This window comes from Labrys sp. E2SS-1L (assembly GCF_057073705.1).
In genome coordinates, this window is record NZ_CP172714.1 from 383,679 (window position 1) to 410,198 (window position 26,520).

Sequence of the window (26,520 nt, forward strand, 5' to 3'; positions counted from 1 at the left end):
TATTTAACGCTGTCCGACCTTGAAGCGGAGCCTGCCTCTCTCCATATCCCCGTTGTCGGGAGCACGTCCCCATTCTTCCCCGGTGGGTTGATGGGTTCCCGGGGTTTCCTCCCAAGAGAAACTTCTTGGATGCCTATCCAAGCAGCGGCCGGTTTTCCGGCCGTTTTTTTTGCAAAGGTCATCATTCGTTTCATCCTGGCCATGATGATCGTCAGGTTCGTGAGGGCTGTGGTTCGCGGGCATGGATTTGTGCCATCAGAATGGGGCCAAGCGACAATTGCCCTGCCTCGGCCTTGCGGGTGAGGCTGCGCAGGTAACCGCCAGCCGAATTGATATTGGCAGCTCGCTGCACGATGCAGGCGATGACGACGGCAGCCTGTGCTTCGCCCATCACGGTTTGCGCCTCCTCCCAGGCGCTTGGGCTGATCCGCAGGATGGAGCGGGCCAGGTTGGTGGCTCCGAGGAAATCACGCCAATTGCCGATACCGTTGCGGGTGTAATCGACAATGTCGGGGCAGGCGCGCAAGACCATGCCGAGCGTGTAGCTGCCGTCGAGCGTAGCGGCATGGCTTGCCGGTGCCGGTTTCGGCGCCTGAGCGGCGGATGTCGCTGGTTCAGAATCAATAAGGGATTCTGGATCTGATTTCTGTATGTGGCGCCCATTGCTGGACTCAATGGTGCTCACTTTTGCAGTTTTGATCTGTAGTTCCAAGCGGTTGAGAATGTCGTCGGCCAGTGCTGAAAGCTGGTTCGCCAAGGTCTCGAGCTGTTCGAGGGTGGCGCGTCGTGGCAGGCTTTCGACAAGGTCGCGATAGAGGGTGTGCAGGTCGAGCCAGATTTGGCCCTCTGCTTTCTCAGGGGACTCGTGCATCAGTTCCTGTTGTGCGGCGGCGATCATTTTGGAGATGTCGCGCCGGCAGATGGTGATGCGCTCACGGGCGAGCTTGAGCGATCGGGCGGCGTCCTCGACCTCGGTGGCGAGCTGCATGAACTCGTCGGCACGGGCAAGCAGGGGGGCGAGGTCGAAGCCATAGGCGAGCTCGATGCTGCCGCCGCGATTGCGACGGGCATAGCGCTTGCCGTTGGGGCTGTCGCGCCGGATGATCAGGCCGGCTTCGACGAGGACGGCAAGATGGCGTCGCAGTGTCGAGGCGGGCATGCCGTGGGCGCGGCGGCTGAGCTGCTCGTTGGATGGAAACACGATGATGGCTTCACCCGAAAGAGTGGTCTCGGGGTGGAAAGTCAGCAGGGCATTGAGGACGGCAAGAGAGCGCTCGGAAATGTCGAGACGAGCTCGTGCCGTGCATAGGGCCTGGTAGATCTCCCACTTTGGTCGTGCGCGCGTGGTTGGACGCGTCTTGGCGATCGCTTGACTTGCAATTTGGGCAAGTGTCAGCGTTCGCCGCCCAAAGGGCGACGTTGCATGATGAATCTGCACTCTCTTTCACCTTATCCAGGCAAAAGAAATCCGCTCGTCGAAGTACGACGCCTGAAACGCTTGACAGTGATTCGCGGAAATGAGATTCTCTGTTTGCTTACGACAGAAAAGGCTTCCGCGCGGCGACGCTCGGGGGCTTTTTTCTTTTGCGGGGTTAATCTCCTGTTTGGTTGCGTTGTTTTGCCTCCCTGAAGGCCTCGTAAAGTGCCTCCAGGTTGGACGAGAGGTAATTGCCGAACTCGCCCGCATCCTTCGATTTGAGCGAGAGGCTGAAGGACTTGCCGGTGTTTCGGTAACTGGCCGCCACGCGCTTGTCCTGCGCAGCCCAGTTGCCGGCCGATTGTGGTGCGGGTGCTGCGCGGACCGGTCTGCGTGCGCGCTGGAGATGGGTGAGCAACTGGTTGAAGCGGGCAGGCGTATCGAGATGGCGGAAGTCTTCCTCGGCGAGAAGTTCCTCCGCCTGGCTGGCTGCGCCGGGCCGTAGCAGGAGCTTCTTGAGTTCTTCCCAGCGGTCACGGCCGATCATCTTGGCGGCACCGATCGTCTCGATGATCGAGGCGGGTACGATCTCAGCCACCGACAGCATGCGCGACAACAGCGTATCGTCGACGGTGAGGGCCGATTTGATCGTATCCTTGCTTTGGCCCATCGCGAGCAGTTTGGCGGCAAACAGCGATTTCTCGATGAAGGACAGGTCGGCCCTGCGGGTGTTTTCCTGGCCCTGCGCGATGATATGGGCGATTTCCTCGACATTCTTGACCACGGCACGCACCCGTATGCCGAGCTCCCGTGCTGCGCGCGCCCGTCGATGGCCAAAGACGATCATATAGCGCCCGTCACTGTCCGGATGAGGGCGAACAAGAATGGGCTGAAGCTGGCCATCCTTCTCGATCCCCTGGCGGAATAGGGCAAATTCCTCCTCGTCGTCCTCGATACGATCGGAGACGAAGGAAGCGTCGAGAAGGTCCGGATCAAGCGCGACAATGGTCTCGCCATCGGTGAGACGTTTGGCACTCTCGGCCAGTTCTTCGATCGACAGCATCATGGAGCGCGATGCCCCGCGCGAAGCATAGTCGGAGCGCGTTTCATGCATCGTCCGATCCGCAGCCGGGCCGGTGATGCTCGCTAGAAGATTCTTGCGTGCCAAAGCGCCCTCCCCTGCTCTCGTCCAACATATTGAAAGAATGTATTTTTTTGCCGGTCTGCACGGCTGTCAAAAAACGCTTTCATCGCCGCCCCCATGCCTTGTGGACCAGAGCGGTGATCTCCTCATTCACGGCATTGAGAGCCTCGATCGCGCGGTCATAGGTCGATCGGATGAATTGGGAGCGGTCGACTTCGTAGAGGGTCTGGTTGGTGATGCCGGCATCCGAAATCGCGGTGGATTTCAGCATCGGGCTTTTCAGCATCTGATGGGGGAACAACGCCTGCATGAAGCCGACCATCTGGGTCTGAGGACCGTCTATGGGTTCGAAACGGGTGACCAGATATCGGAACCACTGCAGGCGCACTTCCGCTCCCGCCTTGCTGATCGAGCGCAGGACGCCGCCCAGCATCAGCAGGAACTGGCTCATCGACATGACGTCGAGCATCTGAGGGTGGATCGTGATCAGCACCGAGGTCGATGCCGTCAGCGCCGTCAGGGTGAGATAGCCGAGCTGGGGCGGGCAATCGATCACCACGACGTCATAACGATCCTCGACTTCCTTCAACGCGTTGGTGATGCGCGTGAAGAACAGCCGTCCATCCGGCGAGGCGCGGTTGGAGGCGGCGAGCGGCGTGTCGTACTCGTATTCCTGCAGCTCCAGATTGGCCGGCACGATGTCGAGGCCCGGGAAATTGGTCGGCCGGATCACCTGGGTGATCGGCTTCCTCTGGTCGTCGTAGCGCAGGGCCTCATAGAGCGAGAGATTCTTGTCGAGTTCGGGCTGGATGCCGTGCAATGCCGAAAGCGAGGCCTGCGGGTCGAGATCGATGGCCAGTACCCGGTGCCCGGTGAGGGCAAGGTGCTGGGCGAGATGGGCGGCTGTGGTGGTCTTGCCGCTGCCGCCCTTGAAGTTCACCACGGAAAGGATCTGTAGCTTTTCGCCGGCGCGGCGATGCGGGACATATTTCTTGAAGTCCGCCCGGCCATGCCGGTCGAGATATTGCCGCAGCTCCAGCATCTGCTCAGCCGTGTAGCTGCGTCGCCCCGAGCTGGAAGTGGTCGGAATCGGACCCTTGCCTTCCAGATGCAGTTTCTTGACGTTGGATTGGGTGACGCCAAGGAAATAGGCAACCTCCGCCAGCGAGAACGAGCGCAGGCTCTTCATCGCATTCGGCGGATAGTGCTCCACCCGGAGCATATTTAGCTTGTCCGAGATCAACTCCCCCTGCTGGAGGATGGTCTCGTGAAAGCTGAATGCCTCCAGATCCTGGTTTGAGATCGACATGTTCATCGACTACGATTCTCGGAATAACGCTTTTTCGCATGAAACAACATTTCAAGCGGGAATTATGCCCGATTCTCGCGAAGCGGCAATGAATTTTAGGTTAATGAAAGGTTAACGCCGAAATAGTGTCTCGAATCACTTCCGGCACAGCCTGTTTCGATTCTATCTTTTTGTATTATCGCTGGTTTTTTGCGGTTTGCACGGCTGTCAAAACGCCGCCTGAGGCCGGCAAGAAAAATAAAAGATTTGCAGCGCTGCCTATTGACGGGAATCGAAGTCTGATTCCCGAAGATTCTATCCTCTCCGAAGCAAATATCTCAAGACGAGGGCAGCGCGCTGTGCTTGTGACCGCGAAGGGCTGCCGATTTCAGGAGTGGCGATTTGCCATTCGCGCAAATGCCGATCGATTGCGGGCGATCAAGCGCGCTCGGAATCCTTCCTGGAAAGGGGAGGGCATGGGTGTCCTGTGCGGAATGCCGGGAAAGGTCCACCTTGGGGTAGACTTCTGACTGCGATGCCAATCTCGGACCGCAGGATGGCATGGGAGTGCCCGAGGCCTCGCCTGGAACGCAGATCAGCCTCCCTGAGAATTCGCTGACCGATCGATCGCCAAGGGGCTCAGGATGCGGCCGAGCGCTGACAGCGCCGCCGGGCCGTCGCTGAGATCCACCACCGCCGTTGTGTTTGCTGAAGATGCGCTCGATATATGAAGAGTCAGCTTCTCAGCTTCGTCAGATGGCGGGGCGAGGCTGACATCCTGTTGTCCGGTGTTTCGTTTCCAAGGTGTCAGCCGGAAGCTGACACTCCCAAGCCCGCTCAAACGAAAATCGCAATTGCAGTGCTGGGCCTGCGTTTCGGAAAAGTGCCGGAGGGGAGGGAGCGATGCGGGTGTTCCGCAAGGGGCCTGCCGTCAGGCGCTCCGCGACTGGGCGACAGACTCCGCTCTTGTCGAGTCTCTGCGTGACGCAGGGGAGTACCAACTTTTCTCAGGCGGGATCGTCGAGGACGGCAGCGACGATGGCCTCCGGTGCATCCTCCTGGACGAGATGGCCGGCGCGAGGCACGGAGATGAGGGCACCATCGGTGAGGCGGTCGGCGAGCTTGCGCCCCTGGGCGATGGGAATCCAGGCGTCGTCCGCTCCCCAGACGATGCGGGTCGGAAAGTCGGGACGTCGATAGCGAGCCTCGACCTCCTCGATATAGCGTTGGTTCATCTGCGCGATCTGGCGATAGAAGGCGCGCTGGCCGATGTCGCCTAGCCAAGGACCTCGATAGATCGACAGCGCCTCTTCGCTCAGAGGCTGCGCGACGGCATTGCCGATATAGGCCGAGACGAGGGCATGGTGGGCATAGGCCGGCAGTCCAGCAAAGGCGGCTTCATGGTGACCGACATGCCGGACGAAGGCAGACCCCTGCGGTGCGATCGCGACGGGATCGATCAACGTCAGGCCGGAAAAGGCGACATCGTCGAGGAAATGCATACGCAGAGCGGTGGCACCGCCGAAATCATGGGCGAGTACCTGCGGCCTCTCGAGGCCCCATTCGCGCAGCATGGCACCGAGAAGCCGGTTCTGCATGCCGAGTGAAACATCCCTGTCCGGCATGTCGGATTGGCCGTAGCCGAGCAGGTCGTAGAAGAAGACCCGCCGCCTGCGGGCGAGCCAGGGAGCGATGCGGCGCCAGACCTGCGACGAGAAGGGGGTGCCATGCACCAGCACCATGGGGGGACCATCGCCCAGCATACCCCAGGCGATCTGGCTGCCTTCGAAGGTGAAACGGTTGGTGAGTTCCAGCATGGCGGCTCCTCCGGAATAACCTCTTTATTCGAATTATAGGTTAGACTGGATTTTTCAGTGCGCAACCGCTAAATTCAAAATAATGGTTATTCCCGAGTCTCAGAGCCGATTTTCCCAAGGGTGGAGCGAAGCCGATTATGTCGGCGGCCATCCCGCGCTTGATTTCATCAACACCGTTGCCGACACCGGCAAGACCCGCCTGGGCGACAAGATCGGCAGCTGGGAGGCGCTGCGCGATTGGGTTGGCGGGGCAGGGCTGCTCTCGAAGCAGGAACTCGCGGCGTTCCTGCAGGACCCCGAGCTCGACGATGATGGCGCGTTGGCCAGACTGCATGACCTGCGGGAGCAGGCCTATGAGGGGATGCTCGGCCTTGCTGGCCTTGCGGATACGGCTCGCCAGGGCATGGCGTATCAGGGCATGGAGCATGTGGAAGAGGCGATCCGCGAGGCCTTGGGACGAGGCGCTTTCCGGGAGGAGGGGGGGCGATTCCGCTGGCGGCCGGACGCCGGCAGTTCCGAGCGTTGGCTGGACGCCGTCGCCTTGGGCCTCGAGGATTTCCTGCGCAGCGAGGACGTCGCGCGCCTGCGGCAATGCGCACGCTGCACCTGGCTCTTCGTCGATCGCGGGCGGGGAGCAGGTCGACGCTGGTGCGACATGCGCACCTGCGGCAATCGCGCCAAGGCCGAGGCTTTTCGCTGCCGGTGAGCGCTATTGGTAGCCGGCTATCTGCATCGATTTCATAGGCTAAGGAGAACGCAGCTCGGTGCTCGCTGGCCGGATTTAGCGGCGTTGTAATCCGGTGATCATTGCAGCGGATGATCCAATGAAAAGGGCTCGGCGCAAGCCGAACCCTCATGGTTTGTCGCTGAAGACAGAGACTTAGAACACGCGCCGTATGCGGATGCCGGCCTGCCAGATATTGGGCGTAGCCTTGGTATTGGTGACCGTGGTGGTGGTTTCGCCGTCGGTCGTAGTGGTGCTGCTCGAACCCAGATTGAAGTCGGCCCGGGTGTAGGCGACTTCGGCGCCGATGGTAAGGCCCTTGACGATCGTGTAGGTGAGGTTGGCGGCGACCGTGAATTCCTTGTCGAAGGACTTCTTGCCGGCGAAGCCGAGCAGGTCGTCGTAGCGAACGTCGATATAGCTCGCCACGAGGTTGGCGTTCAGGACGGGCGTGATATTGCCGCCCAGTTCGCCGACGACCGACCAGCCCTTGCCGGCGCGGAAGGTGCTGTTCGAGCCGAAATAATAGTCGCTGTAGTTGTTGAAGATGCTGTTGCCGGCGCCGAGATAGTCGAGGGCGCCATCGGCATACTGGCCTTCAACGATGAAGTGCCCGCCATCGATGAAGGGCAGTTTCAACAGGCCCGTGCCGCCCACGGCCCAGCCATATTTCTGCTTGTGGGGGATATAGTCGGGGTCGGTGGCCAGAAGCGGAACGCCATTGGCATCGACGGCCTCGGCCGAACGGAACTGGTGGCCTGCAGCCTGGATGGCGACCGAGCCCCAGCTTTGATCCCAGCGCAACTGGCCGACCACGTCCGGAACCTGCTGGCCGCCCTGTTTCACCGCGACGTTGGAGCGGTGATCGCGGCCGTCTTCGACCGACAGCGTGGCACTGAAGCCACCGCCGAACTGGGCGGTGTAGGCCAGCAGGTTGACGGTGTTGCTCTCGGCATAATAGGGCGCCCAGATCGTATCGCCATATTCGTTGTCGTAGAAGCCGAAGAACGAATGGGCGTAGCCAGCGGTCAGGCCGCCGAACTGGATGAAGGCCTTGTCGATGGTGAAGGTGTTGCCGTTATAGACGCCGCCGCGGCCCTGGTGGCTGATCGGATGCGAGTCGGCATTGATCTGAAAATAGGAGCGCAGCAGGCCCCAGTCGGTCTGGGTGCGGGCATCGAACCAGATGCGGGCCTGGGTGTTGAACGCCGTGCGATCGTTGTTGCGGCTCCACTTGAAGTTCGAGCGCGTGACCGTCGGTGTTCCGCCGTTGACGGTCGTCTCGACGCGGCCGCTGCCGCTGCCGCCGAAGCCGCGGTAATCGGCACGGATTTCGCCGCCGATCTTCAGGCAGGTGTCGGTGCCGGGAATATAGAAGAAGCCCGGGCCGAACGCCGTGCAGACCTTCACATATTCAACGGCTTCGCCCTTGGTCATGGGCAGATCGGCGGCCTGGGCGATACCGACGACGGCGATGCCGGCTATGGTTCCTAGAAGCAGAGATTTGGTCGCCATGCGACTCCCCCTTTGAGGTTGTTACCGGGGGTGAGATTGCGACACTTCCTGAGTCATCGCAAAAAGAATCCGATCAATGTGTCAGTTGGTGTGGCCTTTTTAGGCATCTGTGTAACAAAAAGGCCACAATCTAATCAGTGTTCATGGGTGAGTATGAAGATATTTCTTTAAAAATACAACCGATTATTCGAATTTACATTACTAAAATCGCCCCTTAGTTGTATCGTAATCTGGAATGATTACACGCAATAACTATCTGATTGAGGCACAATGCAACCTCGCGCTTGTGGTGCAAAGGCAGGCGATTCCCTATCTTCTTCTTGGGTTCGCGAGACCCTGAGCTATTGGAGCCCGGCCAGGAATTGACCTCCCTGGTCGGGTTTCGCTTTGGGTGGAGAGCCGCGGGGAATCGTGCGGAAGGCGGCGCGGCTGGAGGCCTGCGCACCGGGACTTCGGGGACCGCTTGAAACGGGCGATGCTCTGCGCGGGCCTTGGCAGATACGAGGCAGGTCTCACTGCCCCCATGGGGGAGTAATGGGAACGGAAGCTGCCAGCCGGATCTTCGGCATGTCATCCGCCAATATGTCTTGGGGGGAGGAGCTGTCCTCTCCCTCGCGCTACCGTGGCATGGGTGGCCATTGTCGCCCGATGGCGGCCAGTCCCGAGATCAGGGCGTCCAGGTTCTTGCCCCCGGCGGCGATTTTCTGATTGGACTTGTAGCAGGTATATTCGACCCGCTCGTCCTCGAAGACGTCGATCTCGAGCCGGTTTTCCTCGACCGTGATCGTCAGGGTGACGGAGTCGGAACCCAAACGATCCATCATGAACCAGAGGCGATGCCGTTCCAGTGTTCGCAGCAATGCATAGAGCTTGTGAGGCATGGGCGCTTCCGGTCCGCGCGGCAGGCGGCTGATCGTGAGGGCTCGCTGCGTCCGGCGATCCATTCGAGGCGAGGACGAATGGACGGCGCCGGCGAAGGAGGCAAATAAACGGGCTAGCGAGCTTGATGGACGCCGATGGGGGCTTCCTGCATCCCGCAGGACCGGGCGGGCTGGAGCTGCAGGGCATTCGTTCTCGCTACGACCTCGGTGCGGCTGCGAGCCTTCAGCCTGCGTAGGATGTTGCGGACGTGCACTCTCACGGTGAACTCGCTCATCCCGAGTTCGCGGGCAATGTCCTTGTTGGCCGAACCCTTGCGCAATTCGAGGACGATTTCCAGCTGCCTGGGTGTCAGCAGTGCCTGCAGGGGCTGCTCCTGTTCCTTCGGATCGGGCGTAGCGGATTTCCTTCGGTCCGCTTCCAGGAGCGGCGTGAACAATCCGCCCCGACGCACGAGGCGGGCGGCAAAGATGACATTGTCGATCGTCGATTCCGAGGGGACGACACCCCTTGCGCCCTGCTTGAGAAGAGCGATCAGCATGGCCTGGGTGGTAACGTCGGCGAGCACGAGAATGCGGGCTGCAGGTGCGGTCTCGAGGATCGCCCCAATGTCCCTGCCGATCGCCGCGATGCTGGGAGAATGCTCCGAAGCGATGAGAAGAACGTCGTTGGCACGAAGGGAAGCACTCGCCCAAACCTCGACATCCTTGAAGCCCTCCACTGCAAGAGCGGTCTCCGACGCCGTGAGGCAGCGCATCAAGGCCGTGCGGTGGAGGCCGCAGCCGCCGATCAGATCGATGGATATCGGAGGTATGTTGGTGCGCGTTCCGGCGCTCCTGCATTGGGTGAGACCATAGGTGTCGAAGGTTCGTTCGGCCTGCAGGGCATGCAAGCAACGTCCTTCGTCCACGCGAACCCCGATTAGAATCTCTGTCGGCGATAAGGTCATGCGGGCTTTGAAACCATCCTGGCGTTTCCTCCGGCAGATCAGTCCGAAAGTGCGGCTCGCCCCCAAGCCACTTACCTCAATCGAGGATTGCACTCCCTCCACCGTACCATCACATTTATACCGGCTTTTTTTACTGAATGTTTCTGCCAGTATTATACGTTGGTATGATGGTGGGCGGTGAAACTTGTTCTCACGGGTATTTGCAGCCGCCGATTCCGCCTTCATCGTGCCGATCTTCGGACGGCCCCAAATCCGGGCTGGGCAGAGCCTGGCTTACGCCGGAGCCCCTCCCTCTGTAAGAGAGAGCATAGGTAATATCATACAGAAGTGAACAAGGGTGAAAAGTTGGCGGCGCTTGGATCGCGGACGAGCCCGCGTCGGAATCCCGACACACTTGTCACTCGCAGCGTTCGGACATCCCGCGCTAGCCTGGTCGCCATCGATACAGGCCGGGGAAGGCGAGAACGATGATCGACGACAACACCGCAGATCGACTTGGAACTCCCGAAATAGTCGATCAGGATAGTTTCCAGGCGAAGATAGAGGCGTTGCTGGCCCGGGAAAAGGTTCACACCCGGGAGGGCGATGCCATCGCCGCAGCCCGCCGGCGGCTGCCCATGGTCAAGGTGGATGGGGCAATCCCGCTCATCGGTACCCAGGGGGCAGTGACCTTGCTGGATGCCTTCGAAGGGCGCCGCATGCTCATCGCCTATTACTTCATGTGGCATGCCGGCCATCCTGCGCCGGAGCAATGCGAAGGCTGTACCTGGGTCACTTCGCAGGTCCGCGAACTGTCCTATGTGCATTCGCGCGATGTCACCTACGCCACCTTCTGCCAGGGGCCCTACCCGGAAAGTGCCCGCTATCGGGATTTCATGGGCTGGCAGATGCCCTGGTATTGCGCGCCTCGTGCCTCGCTCGATGCGCTCCTGGTCGGGCGCCGGGTAGGCCTGATGTATATCGTCTGCTATCTGCGGCTGGGGTCGGACGTCTTCGAGACCTATTGGACGACGTGGCGTGGCATCGAGGCGATGGACAACAATTACCGGCTGCTCGATTTGACCGTCTATGGACGGCAGGAGGCGTGGGAGGACTCGCCTGCCGGATGGCCGCGACGGCTCGAAGGGGTCGACAGGATGCGTGTCGATGGGCGCCCCACCGCCCAGTGGTCCCGCCTCAAGGCCGGCTACTCCGACGATCTCGGCCCTTCCGGGCATTGAGGCCGCTTGTTGCTGGGGGCGGTTTGATCCTCTCGGGGCAGTCCGGGTAGGGTCTCACCCATCCGATGGGGTGCGGCAGGCTCTGAAAGTGTAGGGGGCGTCCAACGCCCTCAGGCTCGTGAATCTATCCCGACAGGTGTTGTGGGCAGGAGGCCCCCCGACCGATCATCACCCTCGAAAGCAACCGGCAGGCTCAGGACCCGCCGCACATTTCGGGAGGATTTAGATGGCCGGCTTCACCCAGCTTTTCGTTCCAGGACCGACCAATGTTCCGGAAGTCGTTCGCCAGGCGATGAACATGCCGATGGAGGACATGCGCGCGCCTGACTATCCAGACTTCACCCGCGGTCTGTTCACCGACCTGATGAAGGTGTTCCGCAACGAGACCGGACGCGTCTTCATTTTCCCCTCCTCGGGCACGGGCGCCTGGGAATCGGCAATCACCAATACGCTCAGCCCGGGTGACCGCGTGCTGATGTCGCGCTTCGGCCAGTTCTCGCATCTATGGGTCGACATGTGCGAACGCTTCGGCCTCGACGTCGATGTGGTCGATGTCGAATGGGGCACCGGCTGCCCTGTCGAGATCTATGCCGAGCGGCTTCTCCAGGACAAGGAGCACCGCATCAAGGCTGTCTTCGTCACGCATAATGAAACGGCGACCGGCGTGACCAGCGATGTCGCCGGCGTGCGGGCCGCGCTCAACGCGGCCAAACATCCGGCCCTGCTCTTCGCCGACGGTGTTTCCTCGATCGGCTCGATCGATTTCCGCCAGGAGGATTGGGGCGTCGACTGCGCCGTCTCCGGTTCGCAGAAGGGCTTCATGCTGCCGCCTGGCCTGGGCTTCCTGTCGGTCAGCCAGAAAGCTCTCGCAGCCGCCAAGACCGCCGGGCACAAGCGCTGCTACTTCTCCTTCGAGGATCAGATTCGCGCCAACGACACCGGCTATTTCCCCTATACGCCGGCCGTTCAGCTCCTGCGTGGGCTTCGCGTGGCGCTTGATCTCCTCCACGAGGAGGGCCTCGAGGCTGTCTTCGAGCGTCACAACCGTCTGGCTACCGGCGTGCGCAAGGCGGTAGAGGCCTGGGGGCTGAAGCTCTGCGCCAAGGAAGCCAAGTGGAATTCCGACACGGTCAGCGCGGTGCTGGTGCCCGAAGGCATCGACAGTGCCGAGATCGTGCGGCGGGCCCATTACGGCTACCAGACCTCCCTCGGCGTCGGGCTCAACAAGGTTGCCGGCAAAGTGTTCCGCATCGGTCATCTCGGCTGGGTCAACGACGTGATGATGTGCGGTGCGATCTCGGCGGCTGAAATGGCGCTGCGCGATTGCGGCGTGAAAGTCCAGCCCGGCTCCGGCGTGGGCGCGGCCCTCGAACATTATCGCCTGTCGGCCCAGCCGAGCCTGGCCAAGGCTGCCTAAGACGCAACTCCGCCCTCCCCATCCGGGGGAGGGCGAAGATATGCTCCATAAAGACTTGAAGCCAGTGCCAATGGGTCGCGCCCACGCTCGAAGCTGCGGCAACCCGGAGGGAGGAACATCATGAGCCACACCATCCATCACCTGCGAAAACTGCGGCTGCAGCGCAGCGAACTCGCGGTACCGGGCTCCAATCCGGACATGATCCGCAAGGCCGCCGACGGCGAGGCCGACTATATCTTCCTCGACATCGAGGATGCGGTCGCCCCGCCGGACAAGGAGCGGGCCCGCAAGAACATCATCGAGGCCCTCAACGAGATCGACTGGCGCGCGCGTGGCAAGACCATCTCCGTGCGCATCAACGGCCTCGACACGCATTACATGTATCGCGACGTCGTCGACGTGATGGAGCAGGCGGGTGACCGGCTCGACACCATCCTGGTGCCCAAGGTCGGCGTGCCGGCCGATCTCTACATGGTCGAGGCCATGGTCAACCAGATCGAGACCGCCAAGGGTTTCAAGACCCGCGTCGGCCTGGAGGGTCTGATCGAGACGGCGCTCGGCATGGCCAATGTCGAGGCGATCGCCGCCTATGGCGGCCGGCTCGAGGCTCTGCATTTCGGCGTTGCCGACTATGCGGCGAGCTGCAAGGCGCGCACGGTCTCGATCGGCGGCCTCAATCCCGATTATCCCGGCGATCAGTGGCATGCGGCCCTGTCGCGCATGACGGTGGCCTGCCGGGCCTATGGCCTGCGCGCCATCGATGGTCCGTTCGGCGACTTCTCCGATCCCGAAGCCTATATCGCGGCGGCGAGGCGTGCCGCCGCGCTCGGCATCGAAGGCAAATGGGCGATCCATCCCACCCAGATCGCGCTTGCCAATGAGGTGTTCTCGCCGCCCGAGAAGGAAGTGAACCGTGCCCGCCGCATCATCGAGATGCTCCGGGAGGCCGAGGAGCAGGGCAAGGGTGCTGCCGCCCTCGACGGCAAGATGATCGATGCCGCATCCGAACGCATGGCCCGCAACGTCCTGGTCATGCACGAGGCCATCCAACAGTCGACCCAGCCGCGCGCCGGCCTGCCCAACTGACGAGGTACCCTTATGGACATCCATGAATACCAGGCCAAGGAACTGCTCTCGCGCTATTCGGTGCAGATCCCGCGCGGCGGGCTTGCCTACAGCCCCGAGCAGGCGACCTATCGTGCCAGCGAGATCGGCGGCGACAAATGGGTGGTCAAGGCCCAGATCCATTCCGGCGCCCGCGGCAAGGCCGGCGGCATCCGCATCTGCAAGTCGGACAGCGAAGTGTCGGATGCGGCCGAGGCCATGCTCGGCCGCAAGCTGGTGACCCACCAGACCGGCCCGAAGGGCAAGCTCGTCTCGCGCCTCTATGTCGAGGAAACCGTCGATATCCGCCAGGAGCTTTATCTCGGCATCGTGCTCGACCGCAAATCCGAGCGCGTGATGATCGTGGCATCGGCCTCCGGCGGCATGGAGATCGAGGAAATCGCCGAAAAGCAGCCTGACTCCATCATCCGCGCCATCGTCGATCCCGGTGCGGGCATGCAGCAGTTCCAGGCCCGCGAGATCGCCTTCGGCCTGGGGCTGGAGAACAACCTGATCGGCAAGGCCGTCGACACGCTGCTCGGCTGCTACCGCGTCTTCCGCGACTACGACGCCTCGATGCTGGAGATCAATCCGCTGGTCGTCACCCGCGACGGGAACCTGATCGCCCTCGATGCCAAGATGTCCTTCGACGAGAATGCGCTGTTCCGCCGTGCCGAGATTTCGGAATTGCGCGACAAGTCGCAGGAAGACCCGCGCGAGACCTTCGCCTCCGATCGTGGCCTGTCCTATGTCGGGCTCGATGGCAATATCGGCTGCATCATCAACGGTGCGGGCCTGGCCATGGCGACGATGGACATGATCAAGATCGCGGGCGGTGAGCCGGCGAACTTCCTCGATATCGGTGGCGGTGCCTCGCCCGAGCGTGTCGCCAAGGCGTTCCGGGCCGTGCTGGCCGACAAGAATGTCGAGACCATCCTGGTCAACATCTTCGCCGGCATCAATCGCTGCGACTGGGTGGCCGAGGGCGTGGTGAAAGCAATGCGCGAGGTCGGCGTGAACGTGCCCCTGGTGGTGCGCCTGGCCGGCACCAATGTCGAAGAGGGACGGCGTATCCTTGCCGAGTCCGGCGAGAAGGTGATCGTGGCCGAAACCCTGGCCGAAGCGGCCGAAAAATCGGTCGAGGCGATGCAGGCCTTTGCCAAAACCAAGAAGCATTGAGGGGGAAGCGAAATGGCAGTTCTGTTGAACCGCAAGACGCGCGTCATCGTCCAGGGCCTGACCGGCAAGATCGGTTCCTTCCACGCCCAGGACATGAAGCGTTACGGCACCAATGTCGTCGGCGGCGTTACCCCCGGCAAGGGTGGCCAGGAGCATCACGGCATTCCGGTCTTCAACACGGTCAAGGGCGCGGTGCGGGAGACGGGTGCCGAGGCCTCGATCGTGTTCGTGCCGCCGCCTTTCGCGGCTGATTCCATCATGGAAGCAGCCGATGCCGGCCTGAAGTTCTGCGTCTGCATTACCGACGGCATCCCCTCTCAGGACATGATGCGCGTGAAGCGTTATATGCGCCGCTTCCGCTACGAGGACCGCATGCGCCTGATCGGCCCCAACTGCGCCGGTGTCATCACGCCCGGCCAGGCACTGATGGGCATCATGCCTGGCAATATCTATCTGCCGGGCCGGGTCGGCATCGTCGGTCGCTCGGGCACGCTCGGCTATGAGGCGGCCTCGCAGATGAAGGCGCTGGGCATCGGTGTTTCCACCAGCGTCGGCATCGGCGGTGACCCGATCAACGGCTCGTCCTTCAAGGACATCCTGAAGCTCTTCGAGGAAGATCCGGATACCGACGCCGTGGTGATGATCGGCGAGATCGGCGGCCCCCAGGAAGCGGAAGCCGCCGAATGGGCCAAGCATCACATGCGCAAGCCGCTGATCGCCTATATCGCCGGCCTGTCCGCACCCAAGGGCAAGCGCATGGGCCATGCCGGCGCCATCATCTCCGCCTTCGGCGAGTCGGCACAGGAAAAGGTCGAGATCCTGCGTGACGCCGGTGTCGCGATCGTACCGACGCCGGCCGAATTCGGGCCGACCGTGGCAAGCGTGCTCGAAAGCAGGAAGGCGGCCTGACCGGCAAGGTCACGCCGCCCCTCGCCAACGCACCTGCAGGCAAGTGCGGACCTCTCCCCGTTAGAATGGGGAGAGGCAAGGCAAAGCAAAAGGGGCCGCGCGGCCCTACGGGTCGAAGCGCGCCCTGCTATCCCGCCGATCGCAAGGAGTGACCATGAAACCTCGGATTCTCGTGACGCGGCGCTGGCCTGAAGCGGTCGAACGCATCCTTGCCGACAGGTTCGACACGACATTCAACCAGAACGACACGCCGCTGACCGCATCGCAGCTGAGCGACGCGTTCAGACAGTTCGATGCTGTCCTGCCCACGGTCAGCGACAAGCTGCCGGCCTCGGTCTTTCCCGAGGCGGATGTGCGGACCAAGCTCCTGGCCAATTTTGGCGTCGGCTTCAGCCATATCGACATTGACGCGGCGCGCGCCCGCGGCATGACGGTGACCAATACGCCGGGCGTCCTCACCGACTGTACCGCCGACATCGCCCTCAGCCTGCTCCTCGCTGTGGCGCGCCGGGCAGGGGAGGGGGAGCGTCAATTGCGGGCCGGAGAGTGGGCGGGCTGGTGCCCCACCCACATGATCGGTGCCAAGGTGAGCGGCAAGACCATCGGCATCATCGGCATGGGGCGGATCGGCAAGGCAACGGCCAGGCGGGCCCATTTCGGCTTCGACATGAAGGTCGTGTTCTACAACCGCTCGAAAGTCGACGACGAGGCTGTCAGCGCCATGGGCGCGCGGCAGCTGGCAAGCGTGGAGGATGTGCTGGCCGAGGCGGACTTCGTCTCCCTGCATTGCCCGGGCGGCGCGGAGAACCGGCATCTCATCAATGCCGCGAGATTGCGGGCGATGAAGCCGAGCGCCTTCCTGATCAATACTGCGCGGGGCGACGTTGTCGACCAGCAGGCCCTGGTCGATGCGCTCGAAAGCGGGACGATCGCCGGCGCGGGGCTCGACGTCTATGACGGCGAACCGGCGGTGCCCGCCGCGCTCCTGCGCCTGGAGAATGTGGTCCTGTTGCCGCATCTCGGCAGTGCTACGGAAGAAACCCGCGTGGCGATGGGCATGAGGGCGGTCGACAATCTCACCGCCTTCTTCGAGGGACGGTCCGTGCCCGACAGGGTTGCGTAGCGTATCAGGCGACCTGTCGGAAGCGGCAGGAACGATGCTGCGATAGCGGCTTGAGACAGTGCCATTCCCGGTCCGTAGGGACCGGGAAATTTTTGGGCCACAGCTGTGGGTCTGGGAGGCTGATCTTGCCGTCAGAGAGCCTCAGATCGTCAGCCATGCAGCTTGATTGCGGTATCGGCGATCGCGCGGCCCTGATAGCCTGCGCCCGCCAGTTCGTTCTCGCTCGGCTGGCGGCTACCGTCGCCGCCGGTGATGGTGGTGGCGCCATAGGGGGCGCCGCCGGTGACCTCGTCGAGCCGCATCTGCCCGGCAAAGCCATAGTTGAGACCGACGATCGTCATGCCGAAATGCAGGAGATTGGTGATGATCGAGAACAGGGTGGTCTCCTGGCCCCCATGCTGGGTCGCGCTCGAGGTGAAGGCGCCGCCGACCTTGCCGTTCAGCGCGCCCTTGGCCCAGAGGCCGCCGGCCTGGTCGAGGAAGTTCGCCATTTGCGAGGACATCCGGCCGAAGCGGGTGCCGGTGCCGACGACGATGGCATCATAATCGGCGAGCTCCTCGATCCTGGCGATCGGCGCGGCCTGATCAAGCTTGTAGTGCGATGCCTTGGCGACCGCCTCCGGCACCAGTTCGGGCACGCGCTTGACGTCGACGATGGCTCCGGCCTCGCGAGCACCCGCCGCGACTGCGTTGGCCATCGCCTCGATGTGACCATAGGCGGAGTAATAGAGTACGAGAACCTTTGCCATCGACATCTCCTCTCGATCTAGCAGCCTGCCCGAAAGAATGCGTATCCATCCAGTTGAAACGAACGCCCCGGCCCATTGCCGCGCATGGTGAGCATTGCCCAATTCCGTTCCGACTATCCTATATCTCGGCCTGAACGGGAATCGATTTTGCACCAGCCGGATCGCCGAGCAGCCGACGCGCTCCGCTGCAAGGGCAAGGGATGCCTGTTCAGCTGGCCTGTTCGTGGCTGACTGCCTGGATTCTTTCCCAGACCTGTGCCGGCCTGGGAATGTCGAGGCCGAAAATCGTATCGAATATGTCCGCGAGATGGTCCGCGCTTGTGATGCGCCGCTCGCTGATGCTGCTTGCCGTCACGGTGCTCAGGCAGTCGTTCTTCAGGGCGACATAGCCATTCTCGATATGCCGCAGGATCGCCAGGGCGTTTGTGAACGGCGAGCCGGCATCCTGCGTCAGCCAGCCGAGCGTGGCTTCTATGGCGGCCTCGTCGCTGTGATCGGGTCGGAAATCGAAGCTGTGTGCGAGGCCATTGGCATGGTTGCTGAAACGCAGCCAGCCATCGGCCGTCGGGGCAATCGAAAAATCGAAGCCGCGCTGGCGGATCGGCCCGGCGGCAAGCGGTATGGGTTCGATGATGCCGTCCGCCAGGCCGACCTCGGCCAGGTATGTCCGGTCGAGATCGACGCGTAGCGTGAGATGGTTGCCGATGGCGACATCGCCCAATATGGCGCGATTGACGCCGCCGCACAGGCGGGTCACGCGGAAACCGAGCGCGGCGAGCGCCGCGCCGAACAGGCCGTTCATCTCGTAGCACCAACCGCCGCGCTTGCCTTGCACCATCTTGGCGAAAGCCGCGGCCGGCGCGATTGAGGAGGGCCATCCCATGAAAGCATCCAGCGCCTCCCAGGTGAAGGCCATGAGATGGGCGCGGTGAAGCCTCGACAGGCCGTCGATATCGAGAGAAATCGACCGCGCCATTCCAATCCTGGCGAGATAGGCATCCAATTGGGCAGGCGTCAGGGCCATGCCATTTTCGTTTGCAGGGACGTGTTTCATCCTTCGGTTCCTTTCGATGGACCGATTTCGAGGTTTGCGAGATTGTGTTTCAGGGGCCCCGTAGTGAGATCGCCGCGTCGTCAGGCGTCATCAGAGCCAGCCTGCCTCATTGGGCCGGCGGCTTCGGCAATGAAGAATAGGTCTCCGCGGGCATGACGGCGAACACGAAGGTGCTGGGCTTCTCGGAAGGGCCAAAGGGGCCTGCGACCTTGTTGGAGACCGGCTTGATGCTCTTCAAATAGGCCGCAATGGCTTCGGCATCCGCGCTGCTAAGGTGCGAGAAGGCTTCAAAGGGCATGACCGGCGCAAGCCTGCGCCCGTCGGGACGTTTGCCGGTCGTGATCGCGGTCACGATCTGCCGTGTGCTCCAATTGCCGATACCCGTCTCCTTGTCGGGCGTCAGATTCGGGCCCGCGAAAACGCCGAGGCCTGGTATGGCAAAGCCGACATCCGAACCACCCAGATAGCGGCCCCTATCTGGATGGCCCAGGAAAGTTCCGGGCGTGTGGCAATCCGAGCAGCCTGCGACGGTCACCAGATATTTGCCCCGCTCGATGGATGACTGCGCTTGCGCCTCGATCGGGAATGCGCCGAGCGCGATGGCCAATGCGAGCAGGAACATAAGAACGGGTGAGACCTGGACGACATTCTTGGGCCGGAAGGAGGCGGCGGGAAGCTCCTCGGCGCCGAGTGCCTTTCCGGTCGCGATGGAGAGGAGGACAGTAGAAAAGGCAGTCGGAAGGCGCTTCATTGGGGTGGCTCCGTTCGAAGGGGTGGGCCGGATAGCTTGCTATGGGCGAGTTGGCACAAGGCTCCGCCGTTCGCCGGTGCGGAGGGCAACGGCGTTCGGTAGTGCGGGAAGGAGCGACGGGGCGGTGGCCGGCGCTTCCGCCGCGCTCAGCGGCCGCCGATCAGGCGGCGGACAGGGTTCTTCGGGAAGGGCTCAGTGCGAAATCCTCGATCTCGGCGACGAGCCGCGCAGGCCCCGGGCCTTCCCGGGCGATGGCACGCCCGAGTGCCGAAGCCCGCGCGGCGAAACTCGGCTCGGAGAGGACACGCCGTACGGCCTCAGCGAGCCTTTGCGGGGAAATTGAAGGATCCAGGTGCAGGCCCGCGCCGTGATAGTCCACGCGCGCGGCGTTGTCGTTCTGGTCGCGCCCCATCGGGAGAACGACGAGGGGGACGCCGTGGTGCAGCGATCGCATGACCGTGCCGTGCCCGCCATGGGTGACGACGGCGCTGGCCTTGGTCAGGATGTCGTCATGCACGGCATTGGCAACGATCGTGACATTCGCCGATGATTTCAGGCGAAGGTCTTCGAGTGCCTTGCCGAGGGTGACGACCACCTCGACCGGCTCGCCGGCCAAGCCGGATATCACCCGCTGGAGCACGTCGGCCTGCCCCTGATTGGTGGTGCTGAACGAGACGAGCACGAGGGGCCGCATCTTGCGCGCAGGCGGCCTCCTCCAGCGTTGGTGGGCCCAGCTCGGCAGCTCCAGAAGTGGCCCGACATAGCGCAGGTGGTCCGGCAGGCGCTCGGCGGGAAAATCGAAGCTGGCGCTGGTGGCAAGCAGATAGCGGCCTGCGCTCAGGGGCTGCTCGCGGACATGGGCCAGCGGCGCGGCACCGAAATGCGCGCGGGTGGCATTGAGGCAAGGCAGGAAGCCGTCCCAGGCTTGCTCGATCAGGGCCGAAACCTCGGCGTCGCGCGCCCGGTCCGCCGCCGAAAGGGCAGGCTGAAAGCCGGGACCGAAGGGCGGATGGCCAGGCAGGGGCCAGAGCGAGATATTGCTTGCGAGCAGGGCCGTCGGAACCTTGGCAACTTCGCCGGCGAGCATGCTGCCGAACAGCAGGTCCGAGCCGAGAAGCATATCGGCCGGCTCCGTCGCCAGGGTCTCGAGAATATCCTCGGCATAGGATCGTGCCGGTCCGACGAAGATCCGTTCGCACCCTCTTTGGAAGCCGGCCAGAGCGTCGGCGGTTTCCCAATCGCGTATGAAACAGCTTTCGAAGGAGCGATCTGGACGGTTCGGCGCACGCTGCCATGGCAGGAATCGAGCGCCTGCCTCGATCGCTTCCGCTCTCATCGTGTCATCGGCGATCAGGCGCACATCGTGGCCCCGGCTGGCGAGGGCACGTATGGCGGCGAGCATCGGCGGCACGTTGCCACCGCCCTCCCAGCTGGCGGCCAGGATGCGCAGATGCGGCCTCGCATCCGTCGTCTTTGTCATTGCCTGGCTCCTTTCCCGATGGAGACCGGATCAGTTCGTATTTTGCTTCAGTCCTCACGCAGCAGACGCTCGATCGCCTGCGTCATGAGCCGATGTGTATTCGCCGCCGAATGTCCCTGCGCGCGGCGCAGCAGATGCCAGATCCAGACATCGGTCTGGGCCAGCAACTGCGCGAGCCGATCCTCGCGAGCCTTGTCATCGAGCTTGTCGAGCCAGGCCTTGAACATGTCCCCGATCCACTCGCGATGACCTTTGCGTCCGCGATCGAGGACGGCGGCAAATTCGGGAATGCGGGCTTCCTGCCCGAGCGTCCGCACGAGGATGTCGCCGGTGCGTTCATAGTCGTCCATCAGGAGCGTGACGATGTCGGCCACGCTCTCTGCCGGCGCGCGCCAACGCTGGGCCCGGATCGAGACATCCATCTGGGCCGCCATGGCGCTGAGTACACCGGTTTTGCTGCCGAAGCGCCTTATCACGGTTTGGCGGGTGGTGTTGGCCGCGACGGCGATGTCGTCGAGAGTGATTTCGTCGAACCAGCGCTCTGAAAGGAGCGTGGTCAAGGCATCGACGATCTGCTGCTCGGTATCCTGAACCGCGTTGGCGCGCGCCGATTGACGATAGGCTCGCGGAGACATGGCGTCGTTTCCTAATTTTATGTTACATAGTGTAACGCGAAATTGGAAGAGCGTCAACGCGGGTTGATAGTGCGAATGGATACAACTTTTGATTGTGTCTATCGCGCTCGAGAAAGAGCAGGGCCTATCCCTGCAGGGAGAATGCCAGCTTCACACAATGCCAGAGGAACCTGTATCCACCTATCCGTTTCGATCGATGGAGCCCGGGCTTTTTACCGCTCCGTTGGCGTCCGCCTGTGTTCGAAATCCCAGCCAGGCGACATTCAGCACGAGTTCGAGGATCTCCTCGCGCCTCGGTCCCGGATGATCGAGCCACCACACGGCAACCGCGTGGAGACCTTCCTTCAGAAACTCCGCCGTGCCATGTCGCTGCCATGACGGTTGATTTGGCGCGAAGTCGGCCAAGAGCGCAGCGATGCCGGCGGACGCGCCGGCCTGGACCTCGCGCGAAACTTTCGCCGCGACCCGATCACCCGCCGGAACCGTCAGCAGCACCCGCGCGGCATCAGGCGACTGCTCGACGAATGTCAGGAAGGCGTCGATCGAGCGGCGGAACTTTTGCTCGAGGCTGGTGTCATCCTGCGCGATCACCTTGCCCTTGCGGATCAAGCTGTCGCGGATTGACTCGAGCACGGCCAGGAATAGCGCCTGTTTCGAAGGAAAATGATCGTAGAGAACCGGTTTGGTGATCTCCGCACGGGCCGCGATGTCGTCCATTTTCGTGCCGTCATATCCGTCGCGCGCAAATGCGCTCACAGCGGCCGCGATGATCCGGGCCCGCCGTTCTTCCGCGCTCAGACGTTTGCGCACCCTTGACTTCATCGAGATCGATACTAACCTACTTCAAAGTAGGTTAGCAAGTCGTGAGGTGAGACGATGCGCATTTTCGTTGCAGGTGCGACGGGCGCGGTCGGACGCCGCCTGGTTCCGCGTCTGATCGGCAACGGCCATAGCGTGGTCGGATTGACGCGAACTCCGGCGAAGGCCGGCTTCTTGCAGGAACTCGGCGCCGAGCCGGTTGTTGCCGACGCGCTCGATGAAACGGCCATCCGCGCATTGGTCGCTGCTGCGAACCCGGACGTGATCGTGCATCAGCTGACGGATTTGAAGGGGGCTTCGGACCTGCGCAAATTCGACCGCGTTTTCGCGAGCAGCAATCGGCTGCGCACCACCGGGACCGATCATCTTCTTGCAGCCGCGCGCGACTGCGGCGTGAAGCGGATCGTCGCGCAAAGCTTTTGCGGCTGGCCTTATGCGCGGGTTGGCGGTGATGTGAAAGTCGAGGACGATCCGCTCGACCAGGATCCGCCGCAAGAGCTCCGCGGTACGCTCGATGCGATCCGTTATCTCGAGCACGCCGTCACGACAACGCCCGGCCTGGTTGGTGTCGCGCTTCGCTATGGCGGATTCTATGGCCCCGACACGGGCGTCTTCGATCCAGCCATGATCGAACGGATTCGCGGGCGTCGCATGCCGCTGATCGCTGGCGGTACCGCGTGGTGGTCATTCCTGCATATCGATGACGCGGCGGAGGCAACCGCGGCGGCGGTCGAGCGTGGCGAGGGCATCTACAATATTGTCGACGACGATCCGGCGCCGGTGCGCACCTGGCTCACCGAGATCGCTGCAATGCTGGGCGCAAAACGGCCATTCAGCGTGCCGGCATGGCTTGGCCGCCTTGCCGCCGGGCAGCATATCGTTGTCATGATGACGGAATCGCGTGCGGGATCGAACGCCAAGGCCAAGCGGGAACTCGACTGGTCGCCGCGCCATCCTTCATGGCGGCAGGGATTTGCCGAAATCATCCGGAATGAAGCGCTACTGGCTACCTAGCTCGGGACCCGCCTCGCCAGCATGCCAGGAGGCGTGAGCAACGGATTGGATCAGGCGGGCACTCCCGAAGGTTGATGGCCGTGACACAACCATGCTCCGAGCGCCGATCTTTGTAGCACTCCCGGAGGACGAGTTTCGATTGCGAGCGCAGTCGCTAGTGAGCTTCTTGCTGTTATGGACGCTGGGCCGAAGAGGGCTGGGCGCCGCCGCTTCCATGTGCCCCAATCCCGCTTGGGGCGGAGGTGCGCCACGAGGAGACGTCGGGATCGCTGCCGATTCCAGACGTTCATTCCGACATATCCCAACCACGTGCTCTGGTTGACTCAGATATAGAACGCATTGAAGTCATGCCTCGACTTCGATTGATATACTAAGAGTATCCCCCAGTATCTTCTTGATTTTTCGCGTAACTATACAGAATAATGATGAGCTGTATTGATTCAGCAAATGGATCCGCCGCCGCATGGCGGCATCGGGTGTTTACAAGGAGGCGCCAAGTGTTCGTTTGCTATTCTCCCTATCATCGAACCGACAGCGGCCCGCCCAGCGGCGTCACCGAAGCCGATGTCGAAGCCGACATGAAGATCGTTGCTGCGCACTTCACGCAGATTCGCACCTATGGCGTCGATGGCGGCAATCAGTGGAATGCCGACAAGGCCCTGAAGAATGGCATCCGCAAGATGTCGGTCGGGGTCTGGGTCACGCCCAACGATGCATCGGCGACGAACAAGCAGATTGACCTGGCGTTGAGCCAGCTCGACGCTGCCGCCAAGAAGTACGGCGGGTTCGAGCACTTGGACCTGGTCATCGGCAATGAGGTCGATCGCACGGACGTCGCCGTCTATGCGCCGGCCGACATCCGCAACGGCATGGCTTATGCCAAGCAGGCAGTACAAAAGTATCCAACGCTGGATAGCGTCTATGTGACGACCTGCTTCAGCGGCACGGTCCTGGGACCCGGCCCTAACGCGGCCAAGTGGCAGCCGGTCGTCGATTTTTGCGACGAACGCACTTTGCTGACGGTCTATCCGTGGTACGGCGGCGCCGATCCGGGCAATATCGACAAGCAGATGCAGTGGTCGTGGGACAATGGCCTGAAGCAGGTGCAGGCGCGCAAGAAGCAGATCGTGATCGCAGAGATCGGCTGGCCGAGCGCCGGCGGCCGCGCGACATCGGTCGAAAACGAAAGGATCAACTTCGAGACGACGAAGAAGTGGGTGAACTACGGAAACCCGATGGGAATGCAGTTCGATACCTACTGGTTCGAGATGTTCGACGAGCGGTGGAAGACCAAGGAAGGCGCCCAGGGCCCGCACTGGGGCCTGTACACTGGCGGGCCAAATCCCCAGCCGAAGTTCGCCTTCGAGGGCTGAAACACGCTATGCCTGAAGCTCACAAGCAATGAACGCAAGGCCGTCCAGCCGGATCTGGTTGGGCGGCCTGCACCCGTGGTGATATGTCGGTTCGTCGCCTGCTCGGTGAGCGACAGCGCCTTGTTACTTGCCTTTTGCCAAATCCGTCATGCTGGCGGAAGTGTCGGCGGCCCTGAGACCGAGGGCCCCTTGGGCGACCGAGCCCATGGAGAAGCGGCGGTCACGCTCGCCCGTTCCACCGAACCCGGACAGTCGCCTGGGCCGCGTCGAGCGTTTGCAAGGACCGGCCAAGATCGCACGGGCAAGGACGATTTTGCCTCGGCGACGGCATAACACGCATGAGCTCCCGCCTCTTTCGGTTTGCAGCTGCGCCAACGCGAGGCCACGCAACGCCAGCCCCGGAGGGTCATCGCGCAATGTGACCCTCTTCAGCGCAGCGAGGGGCGCAACCGAGAGAGCGCGTGCGGTGGCAGTGATAAGCGAGTCCATTGAAATCCCGTCACACTTGTAACTCTCGCTGGGCCTGCCGACCGGGATAACGTCTTCGTATCGCAACCCCGGAAACGGCAAATGTCGGAGGATCGAAAATGACGATGTTTGCATCAGCAGGGAGGATCGGTTCGTTGCGAGAGCCTGCCACTGACCTGGCCGGCTGGCTCGGGCTCGCCGCTGCCCCGACTTTCGCATTGATGGCCGGGATTTCTGCCGCTGGCTCGCCGGCCATGATGATGTGCTCCACCATCCCGACCTTCATGCCGATCAACGACATGGCCCTGATGTACCTGCTGATGAGCTTTTTCCATGGTTCGGCGTGGCTGAAATTCCTTTCCGGCCGTTTGCAGCGCCGCAACGTCCCCACCACCCAAACCGAAGGAGACTGACAATGCAGAACGCTGTCGTTTCACACGGTGAATGGCTGACCGCCCGCCGGAATTTCCTGAAGGCGGAAAAAGAGCTCACCCATCTTCGCGACAAGGTCGCCAGGGAGCGGCTCGCCCTCCCATGGGTGCGCATCGACAAGGACTATGTGTTCGACACGCCGGATGGCCCGCGCACGCTGGCAGATCTCTTCGACGGTCGATCGCAGCTTCTGGTGCAACATTTCATGTTCGCGCCGGGATGGAAGGAAGGCTGCCCGAGCTGTTCCTACATGGCCGATCACACCGACGGCATGAACAAGCATCTGGCGCATCACGACGTCACCATGATCGCCGTCTCGCGTGCGCCACTCGCCGAGATCGAGCGCTACCGCAAACGCATGGGCTGGCAGTTCAAATGGGTCTCATCCTTCGGCAACGACTTCAACTATGACTTCCGCGTCAGCTTCACACCCGAGGAAGTCGCCAGCGGACATATCGACTACAATTTCGGGGAATGGCAGGAAACCAGCGGGGAATGGCCCGGCGTCAGCGCCTTCTACAAGGACGATGCGGGCGAGGTCTTCCGCACCTACTCCACCTACGGGCGCGGCGTCGAGGTGATGATGGGTACCTACAACATGCTCGATCTCGCACCAAAAGGCCGTAACGAGGCCGAGGGAATGGACTGGGTGCGCCGCCACGACCGCTACGAGTAACCACCCCGGAGAGCAGTGACACGATAACCTGCCAACGGCGAGAAGATAAGGTGATTGCCGGGCTCCTTCGGGATTCCGGCAATTGCCTTTTTCGTTTCTGTAATCCGTGGCCGTAATTCACGCTCGCAGGCCGGCACCGAGTGCCCATCAGACGGGCTCGGAACGGATTTTTCCTGCCTAAGGACAAACTATGTTGTGATTTGCGGACAAAGATTGATTCACTGCGCACAACCCATGGGGGAATGAAGTCGCTCCAGCACCGTGAAATCAAACAACGCACTGGAATGAAAAAATGTTTCACGGTATGAATATGAACTGAGGCAGGTACCGGATCGTCGTCGTGGCTCGAAGCGCCCCGAAACAGAGAAGGCCCAAAACAGAAGA

General features: G+C 62.1%; 24 protein-coding genes and 1 pseudogene. 11 read left to right on the top strand and 14 right to left on the bottom strand.

Annotated features, from left to right (window positions below; translation table 11 throughout):
• Positions 1–211: 211 nt before the first annotated feature.
• From repC to ACIGJE_RS34730, 4 genes are all read right to left on the bottom strand, one after another.
• Positions 212–1,438 (bottom strand): plasmid replication protein RepC, encoded by a 1,227-nt coding sequence (gene repC, locus ACIGJE_RS34715; RefSeq protein WP_415083062.1) that lies wholly within the window; start codon positions 1,436–1,438, stop codon positions 212–214.
• Between the two features lie 154 nt (positions 1,439–1,592).
• The gene (gene repB / locus ACIGJE_RS34720) at positions 1,593–2,585 is read right to left on the bottom strand and encodes a plasmid partitioning protein RepB (protein WP_311944845.1); all 993 of its coding nucleotides are present in this window, start codon (positions 2,583–2,585) and stop codon (positions 1,593–1,595) included.
• A 79-nt stretch (positions 2,586–2,664) separates the two neighbouring features.
• Positions 2,665–3,870 carry a plasmid partitioning protein RepA gene (gene repA, locus ACIGJE_RS34725; RefSeq protein WP_483681775.1) on the bottom strand — a complete coding sequence of 402 codons (1,206 nt, stop codon included), beginning with the start codon at positions 3,868–3,870 and terminating at the stop codon, positions 2,665–2,667.
• 986 nt (positions 3,871–4,856) lie between these two features.
• Positions 4,857–5,666, bottom strand: a complete 810-nt coding sequence (locus tag ACIGJE_RS34730; RefSeq protein ID WP_415083065.1) for an alpha/beta fold hydrolase — start codon at positions 5,664–5,666, stop codon at positions 4,857–4,859.
• Positions 5,667–5,748: 82 nt separating this feature from the next.
• Between ACIGJE_RS34730 and ACIGJE_RS34735 the strand changes: the two genes are divergently transcribed.
• Positions 5,749–6,372 carry a CGNR zinc finger domain-containing protein gene (locus ACIGJE_RS34735; protein WP_415083067.1) on the top strand — a complete coding sequence of 208 codons (624 nt, stop codon included), beginning with the start codon at positions 5,749–5,751 and terminating at the stop codon, positions 6,370–6,372.
• A 174-nt stretch (positions 6,373–6,546) separates the two neighbouring features.
• Here the strand turns inward: ACIGJE_RS34735 and ACIGJE_RS34740 are convergent, their stop codons facing one another.
• The 3 genes from ACIGJE_RS34740 to ACIGJE_RS34750 all read right to left on the bottom strand — a co-directional run bounded on the left by ACIGJE_RS34740 (position 6,547) and on the right by ACIGJE_RS34750 (position 9,958).
• Positions 6,547–7,905, bottom strand: coding sequence for a porin (locus tag ACIGJE_RS34740; protein WP_311944840.1), 1,359 nt, complete (start codon positions 7,903–7,905; stop codon positions 6,547–6,549).
• Positions 7,906–8,522: 617 nt separating this feature from the next.
• Positions 8,523–8,786 carry a hypothetical protein gene (locus ACIGJE_RS34745; protein WP_311944838.1) on the bottom strand — a complete coding sequence of 88 codons (264 nt, stop codon included), beginning with the start codon at positions 8,784–8,786 and terminating at the stop codon, positions 8,523–8,525.
• 113 nt (positions 8,787–8,899) lie between these two features.
• Positions 8,900–9,958: a response regulator transcription factor gene (locus ACIGJE_RS34750; RefSeq protein WP_415083069.1), complete on the bottom strand. Its 1,059-nt coding sequence runs from the start codon at positions 9,956–9,958 to the stop codon at positions 8,900–8,902.
• Between the two features lie 242 nt (positions 9,959–10,200).
• Here ACIGJE_RS34750 and ACIGJE_RS34755 point away from each other — a divergent pair, with 242 nt between their 5' ends.
• The 6 genes from ACIGJE_RS34755 (at position 10,201) to ACIGJE_RS34780 (ending at position 16,685) form a co-directional block, all read left to right on the top strand.
• Positions 10,201–10,953 carry a DUF899 family protein gene (locus ACIGJE_RS34755; RefSeq protein ID WP_483681281.1) on the top strand — a complete coding sequence of 251 codons (753 nt, stop codon included), beginning with the start codon at positions 10,201–10,203 and terminating at the stop codon, positions 10,951–10,953.
• A 226-nt stretch (positions 10,954–11,179) separates the two neighbouring features.
• A complete protein-coding gene (locus ACIGJE_RS34760; RefSeq protein WP_311944834.1) occupies positions 11,180–12,370 on the top strand; it encodes an aminotransferase class V-fold PLP-dependent enzyme in 1,191 nt (396 codons plus the stop codon).
• Between the two features lie 120 nt (positions 12,371–12,490).
• Positions 12,491–13,456, top strand: a complete 966-nt coding sequence (locus ACIGJE_RS34765) for an HpcH/HpaI aldolase/citrate lyase family protein (protein WP_068289226.1) — start codon at positions 12,491–12,493, stop codon at positions 13,454–13,456.
• Between the two features lie 12 nt (positions 13,457–13,468).
• Positions 13,469–14,653, top strand: a complete 1,185-nt coding sequence (locus ACIGJE_RS34770) for a malate--CoA ligase subunit beta (protein WP_311944832.1) — start codon at positions 13,469–13,471, stop codon at positions 14,651–14,653.
• 12 nt (positions 14,654–14,665) lie between these two features.
• The gene (gene sucD, locus ACIGJE_RS34775) at positions 14,666–15,562 is read left to right on the top strand and encodes a succinate--CoA ligase subunit alpha (RefSeq protein ID WP_311944831.1); all 897 of its coding nucleotides are present in this window, start codon (positions 14,666–14,668) and stop codon (positions 15,560–15,562) included.
• 154 nt (positions 15,563–15,716) lie between these two features.
• Complete coding sequence (locus ACIGJE_RS34780) at positions 15,717–16,685, top strand: 2-hydroxyacid dehydrogenase (RefSeq protein WP_415083074.1); 969 nt, start codon at positions 15,717–15,719, stop codon at positions 16,683–16,685.
• A gap of 149 nt (positions 16,686–16,834) precedes the next feature.
• Here ACIGJE_RS34780 and wrbA read toward each other — a convergent pair whose 3' ends face one another.
• The 6 genes from wrbA to ACIGJE_RS34810 form a co-directional block, all read right to left on the bottom strand.
• Positions 16,835–17,434: an NAD(P)H:quinone oxidoreductase gene (gene wrbA / locus ACIGJE_RS34785; protein WP_415083076.1), complete on the bottom strand. Its 600-nt coding sequence runs from the start codon at positions 17,432–17,434 to the stop codon at positions 16,835–16,837.
• A gap of 208 nt (positions 17,435–17,642) precedes the next feature.
• Positions 17,643–18,488, bottom strand: a complete 846-nt coding sequence (locus ACIGJE_RS34790; RefSeq protein ID WP_483681284.1) for an arylamine N-acetyltransferase family protein — start codon at positions 18,486–18,488, stop codon at positions 17,643–17,645.
• A 106-nt stretch (positions 18,489–18,594) separates the two neighbouring features.
• Positions 18,595–19,110 (bottom strand): c-type cytochrome, encoded by a 516-nt coding sequence (locus tag ACIGJE_RS34795; protein ID WP_440726368.1) that lies wholly within the window; start codon positions 19,108–19,110, stop codon positions 18,595–18,597.
• A 289-nt stretch (positions 19,111–19,399) separates the two neighbouring features.
• The gene (locus tag ACIGJE_RS34800) at positions 19,400–20,719 is read right to left on the bottom strand and encodes a glycosyltransferase (RefSeq protein WP_483681285.1); all 1,320 of its coding nucleotides are present in this window, start codon (positions 20,717–20,719) and stop codon (positions 19,400–19,402) included.
• 47 nt (positions 20,720–20,766) lie between these two features.
• A complete protein-coding gene (locus ACIGJE_RS34805) occupies positions 20,767–21,354 on the bottom strand; it encodes a TetR/AcrR family transcriptional regulator (RefSeq protein WP_483681286.1) in 588 nt (195 codons plus the stop codon).
• Positions 21,355–21,534: 180 nt separating this feature from the next.
• Positions 21,535–22,164, bottom strand: a complete 630-nt coding sequence (locus tag ACIGJE_RS34810; RefSeq protein ID WP_483681287.1) for a TetR/AcrR family transcriptional regulator — start codon at positions 22,162–22,164, stop codon at positions 21,535–21,537.
• Between the two features lie 66 nt (positions 22,165–22,230).
• Between ACIGJE_RS34810 and ACIGJE_RS34815 the strand changes: the two genes are divergently transcribed.
• The gene (locus ACIGJE_RS34815) at positions 22,231–23,187 is read left to right on the top strand and encodes an NAD-dependent epimerase/dehydratase family protein (RefSeq protein WP_483681288.1); all 957 of its coding nucleotides are present in this window, start codon (positions 22,231–22,233) and stop codon (positions 23,185–23,187) included.
• 497 nt (positions 23,188–23,684) lie between these two features.
• The gene (locus ACIGJE_RS34820; protein WP_367625015.1) at positions 23,685–24,560 is read left to right on the top strand and encodes a glycosyl hydrolase family 17 protein; all 876 of its coding nucleotides are present in this window, start codon (positions 23,685–23,687) and stop codon (positions 24,558–24,560) included.
• A gap of 363 nt (positions 24,561–24,923) precedes the next feature.
• On the opposite strand, the pseudogene ACIGJE_RS34825 reads toward ACIGJE_RS34820, so the two are convergent.
• Positions 24,924–25,049: pseudogene (locus ACIGJE_RS34825) on the bottom strand (helix-turn-helix domain-containing protein); the annotation flags it as partial.
• Positions 25,050–25,147: 98 nt separating this feature from the next.
• Between ACIGJE_RS34825 and ACIGJE_RS34830 the strand changes: the two are divergent.
• Together ACIGJE_RS34830 and ACIGJE_RS34835 are read left to right on the top strand one after the other, a co-directional pair.
• Positions 25,148–25,441: a hypothetical protein gene (locus ACIGJE_RS34830; RefSeq protein ID WP_483681289.1), complete on the top strand. Its 294-nt coding sequence runs from the start codon at positions 25,148–25,150 to the stop codon at positions 25,439–25,441.
• A 2-nt stretch (positions 25,442–25,443) separates the two neighbouring features.
• A complete protein-coding gene (locus tag ACIGJE_RS34835; protein WP_483681290.1) occupies positions 25,444–26,136 on the top strand; it encodes a DUF899 domain-containing protein in 693 nt (230 codons plus the stop codon).
• Positions 26,137–26,520 lie beyond the last annotated feature (384 nt).

Bases quoted from the DNA above. Each gene is read 5' to 3' on its own strand.
- wrbA (WP_415083076.1), bottom strand. From the start codon at position 17,434: ATGGCAAAGGTTCTCGTACTCTATTACTCCGCCTATGGTCACATCGAG.
- ACIGJE_RS34760 (WP_311944834.1), top strand. From the start codon at position 11,180: ATGGCCGGCTTCACCCAGCTTTTCGTTCCAGGACCGACCAATGTTCCG.
- ACIGJE_RS34765 (WP_068289226.1), top strand. From the start codon at position 12,491: ATGAGCCACACCATCCATCACCTGCGAAAACTGCGGCTGCAGCGCAGC.
- ACIGJE_RS34805 (WP_483681286.1), bottom strand. From the start codon at position 21,354: ATGTCTCCGCGAGCCTATCGTCAATCGGCGCGCGCCAACGCGGTTCAG.
- ACIGJE_RS34835 (WP_483681290.1), top strand. From the start codon at position 25,444: ATGCAGAACGCTGTCGTTTCACACGGTGAATGGCTGACCGCCCGCCGG.
- sucD (WP_311944831.1), top strand. From the start codon at position 14,666: ATGGCAGTTCTGTTGAACCGCAAGACGCGCGTCATCGTCCAGGGCCTG.
- repA (WP_483681775.1), bottom strand. From the start codon at position 3,870: ATGTCGATCTCAAACCAGGATCTGGAGGCATTCAGCTTTCACGAGACC.
- ACIGJE_RS34770 (WP_311944832.1), top strand. From the start codon at position 13,469: ATGGACATCCATGAATACCAGGCCAAGGAACTGCTCTCGCGCTATTCG.
- ACIGJE_RS34745 (WP_311944838.1), bottom strand. From the start codon at position 8,786: ATGCCTCACAAGCTCTATGCATTGCTGCGAACACTGGAACGGCATCGC.
- ACIGJE_RS34740 (WP_311944840.1), bottom strand. From the start codon at position 7,905: ATGGCGACCAAATCTCTGCTTCTAGGAACCATAGCCGGCATCGCCGTC.
- ACIGJE_RS34755 (WP_483681281.1), top strand. From the start codon at position 10,201: ATGATCGACGACAACACCGCAGATCGACTTGGAACTCCCGAAATAGTC.
- ACIGJE_RS34730 (WP_415083065.1), bottom strand. From the start codon at position 5,666: ATGCTGGAACTCACCAACCGTTTCACCTTCGAAGGCAGCCAGATCGCC.
- ACIGJE_RS34815 (WP_483681288.1), top strand. From the start codon at position 22,231: ATGCGCATTTTCGTTGCAGGTGCGACGGGCGCGGTCGGACGCCGCCTG.
- ACIGJE_RS34750 (WP_415083069.1), bottom strand. From the start codon at position 9,958: ATGAAGGCGGAATCGGCGGCTGCAAATACCCGTGAGAACAAGTTTCAC.
- ACIGJE_RS34830 (WP_483681289.1), top strand. From the start codon at position 25,148: ATGACGATGTTTGCATCAGCAGGGAGGATCGGTTCGTTGCGAGAGCCT.
- ACIGJE_RS34800 (WP_483681285.1), bottom strand. From the start codon at position 20,719: ATGACAAAGACGACGGATGCGAGGCCGCATCTGCGCATCCTGGCCGCC.
- ACIGJE_RS34795 (WP_440726368.1), bottom strand. From the start codon at position 19,110: ATGTTCCTGCTCGCATTGGCCATCGCGCTCGGCGCATTCCCGATCGAG.
- ACIGJE_RS34790 (WP_483681284.1), bottom strand. From the start codon at position 18,488: ATGAAACACGTCCCTGCAAACGAAAATGGCATGGCCCTGACGCCTGCC.
- ACIGJE_RS34735 (WP_415083067.1), top strand. From the start codon at position 5,749: ATGGTTATTCCCGAGTCTCAGAGCCGATTTTCCCAAGGGTGGAGCGAA.
- ACIGJE_RS34780 (WP_415083074.1), top strand. From the start codon at position 15,717: ATGAAACCTCGGATTCTCGTGACGCGGCGCTGGCCTGAAGCGGTCGAA.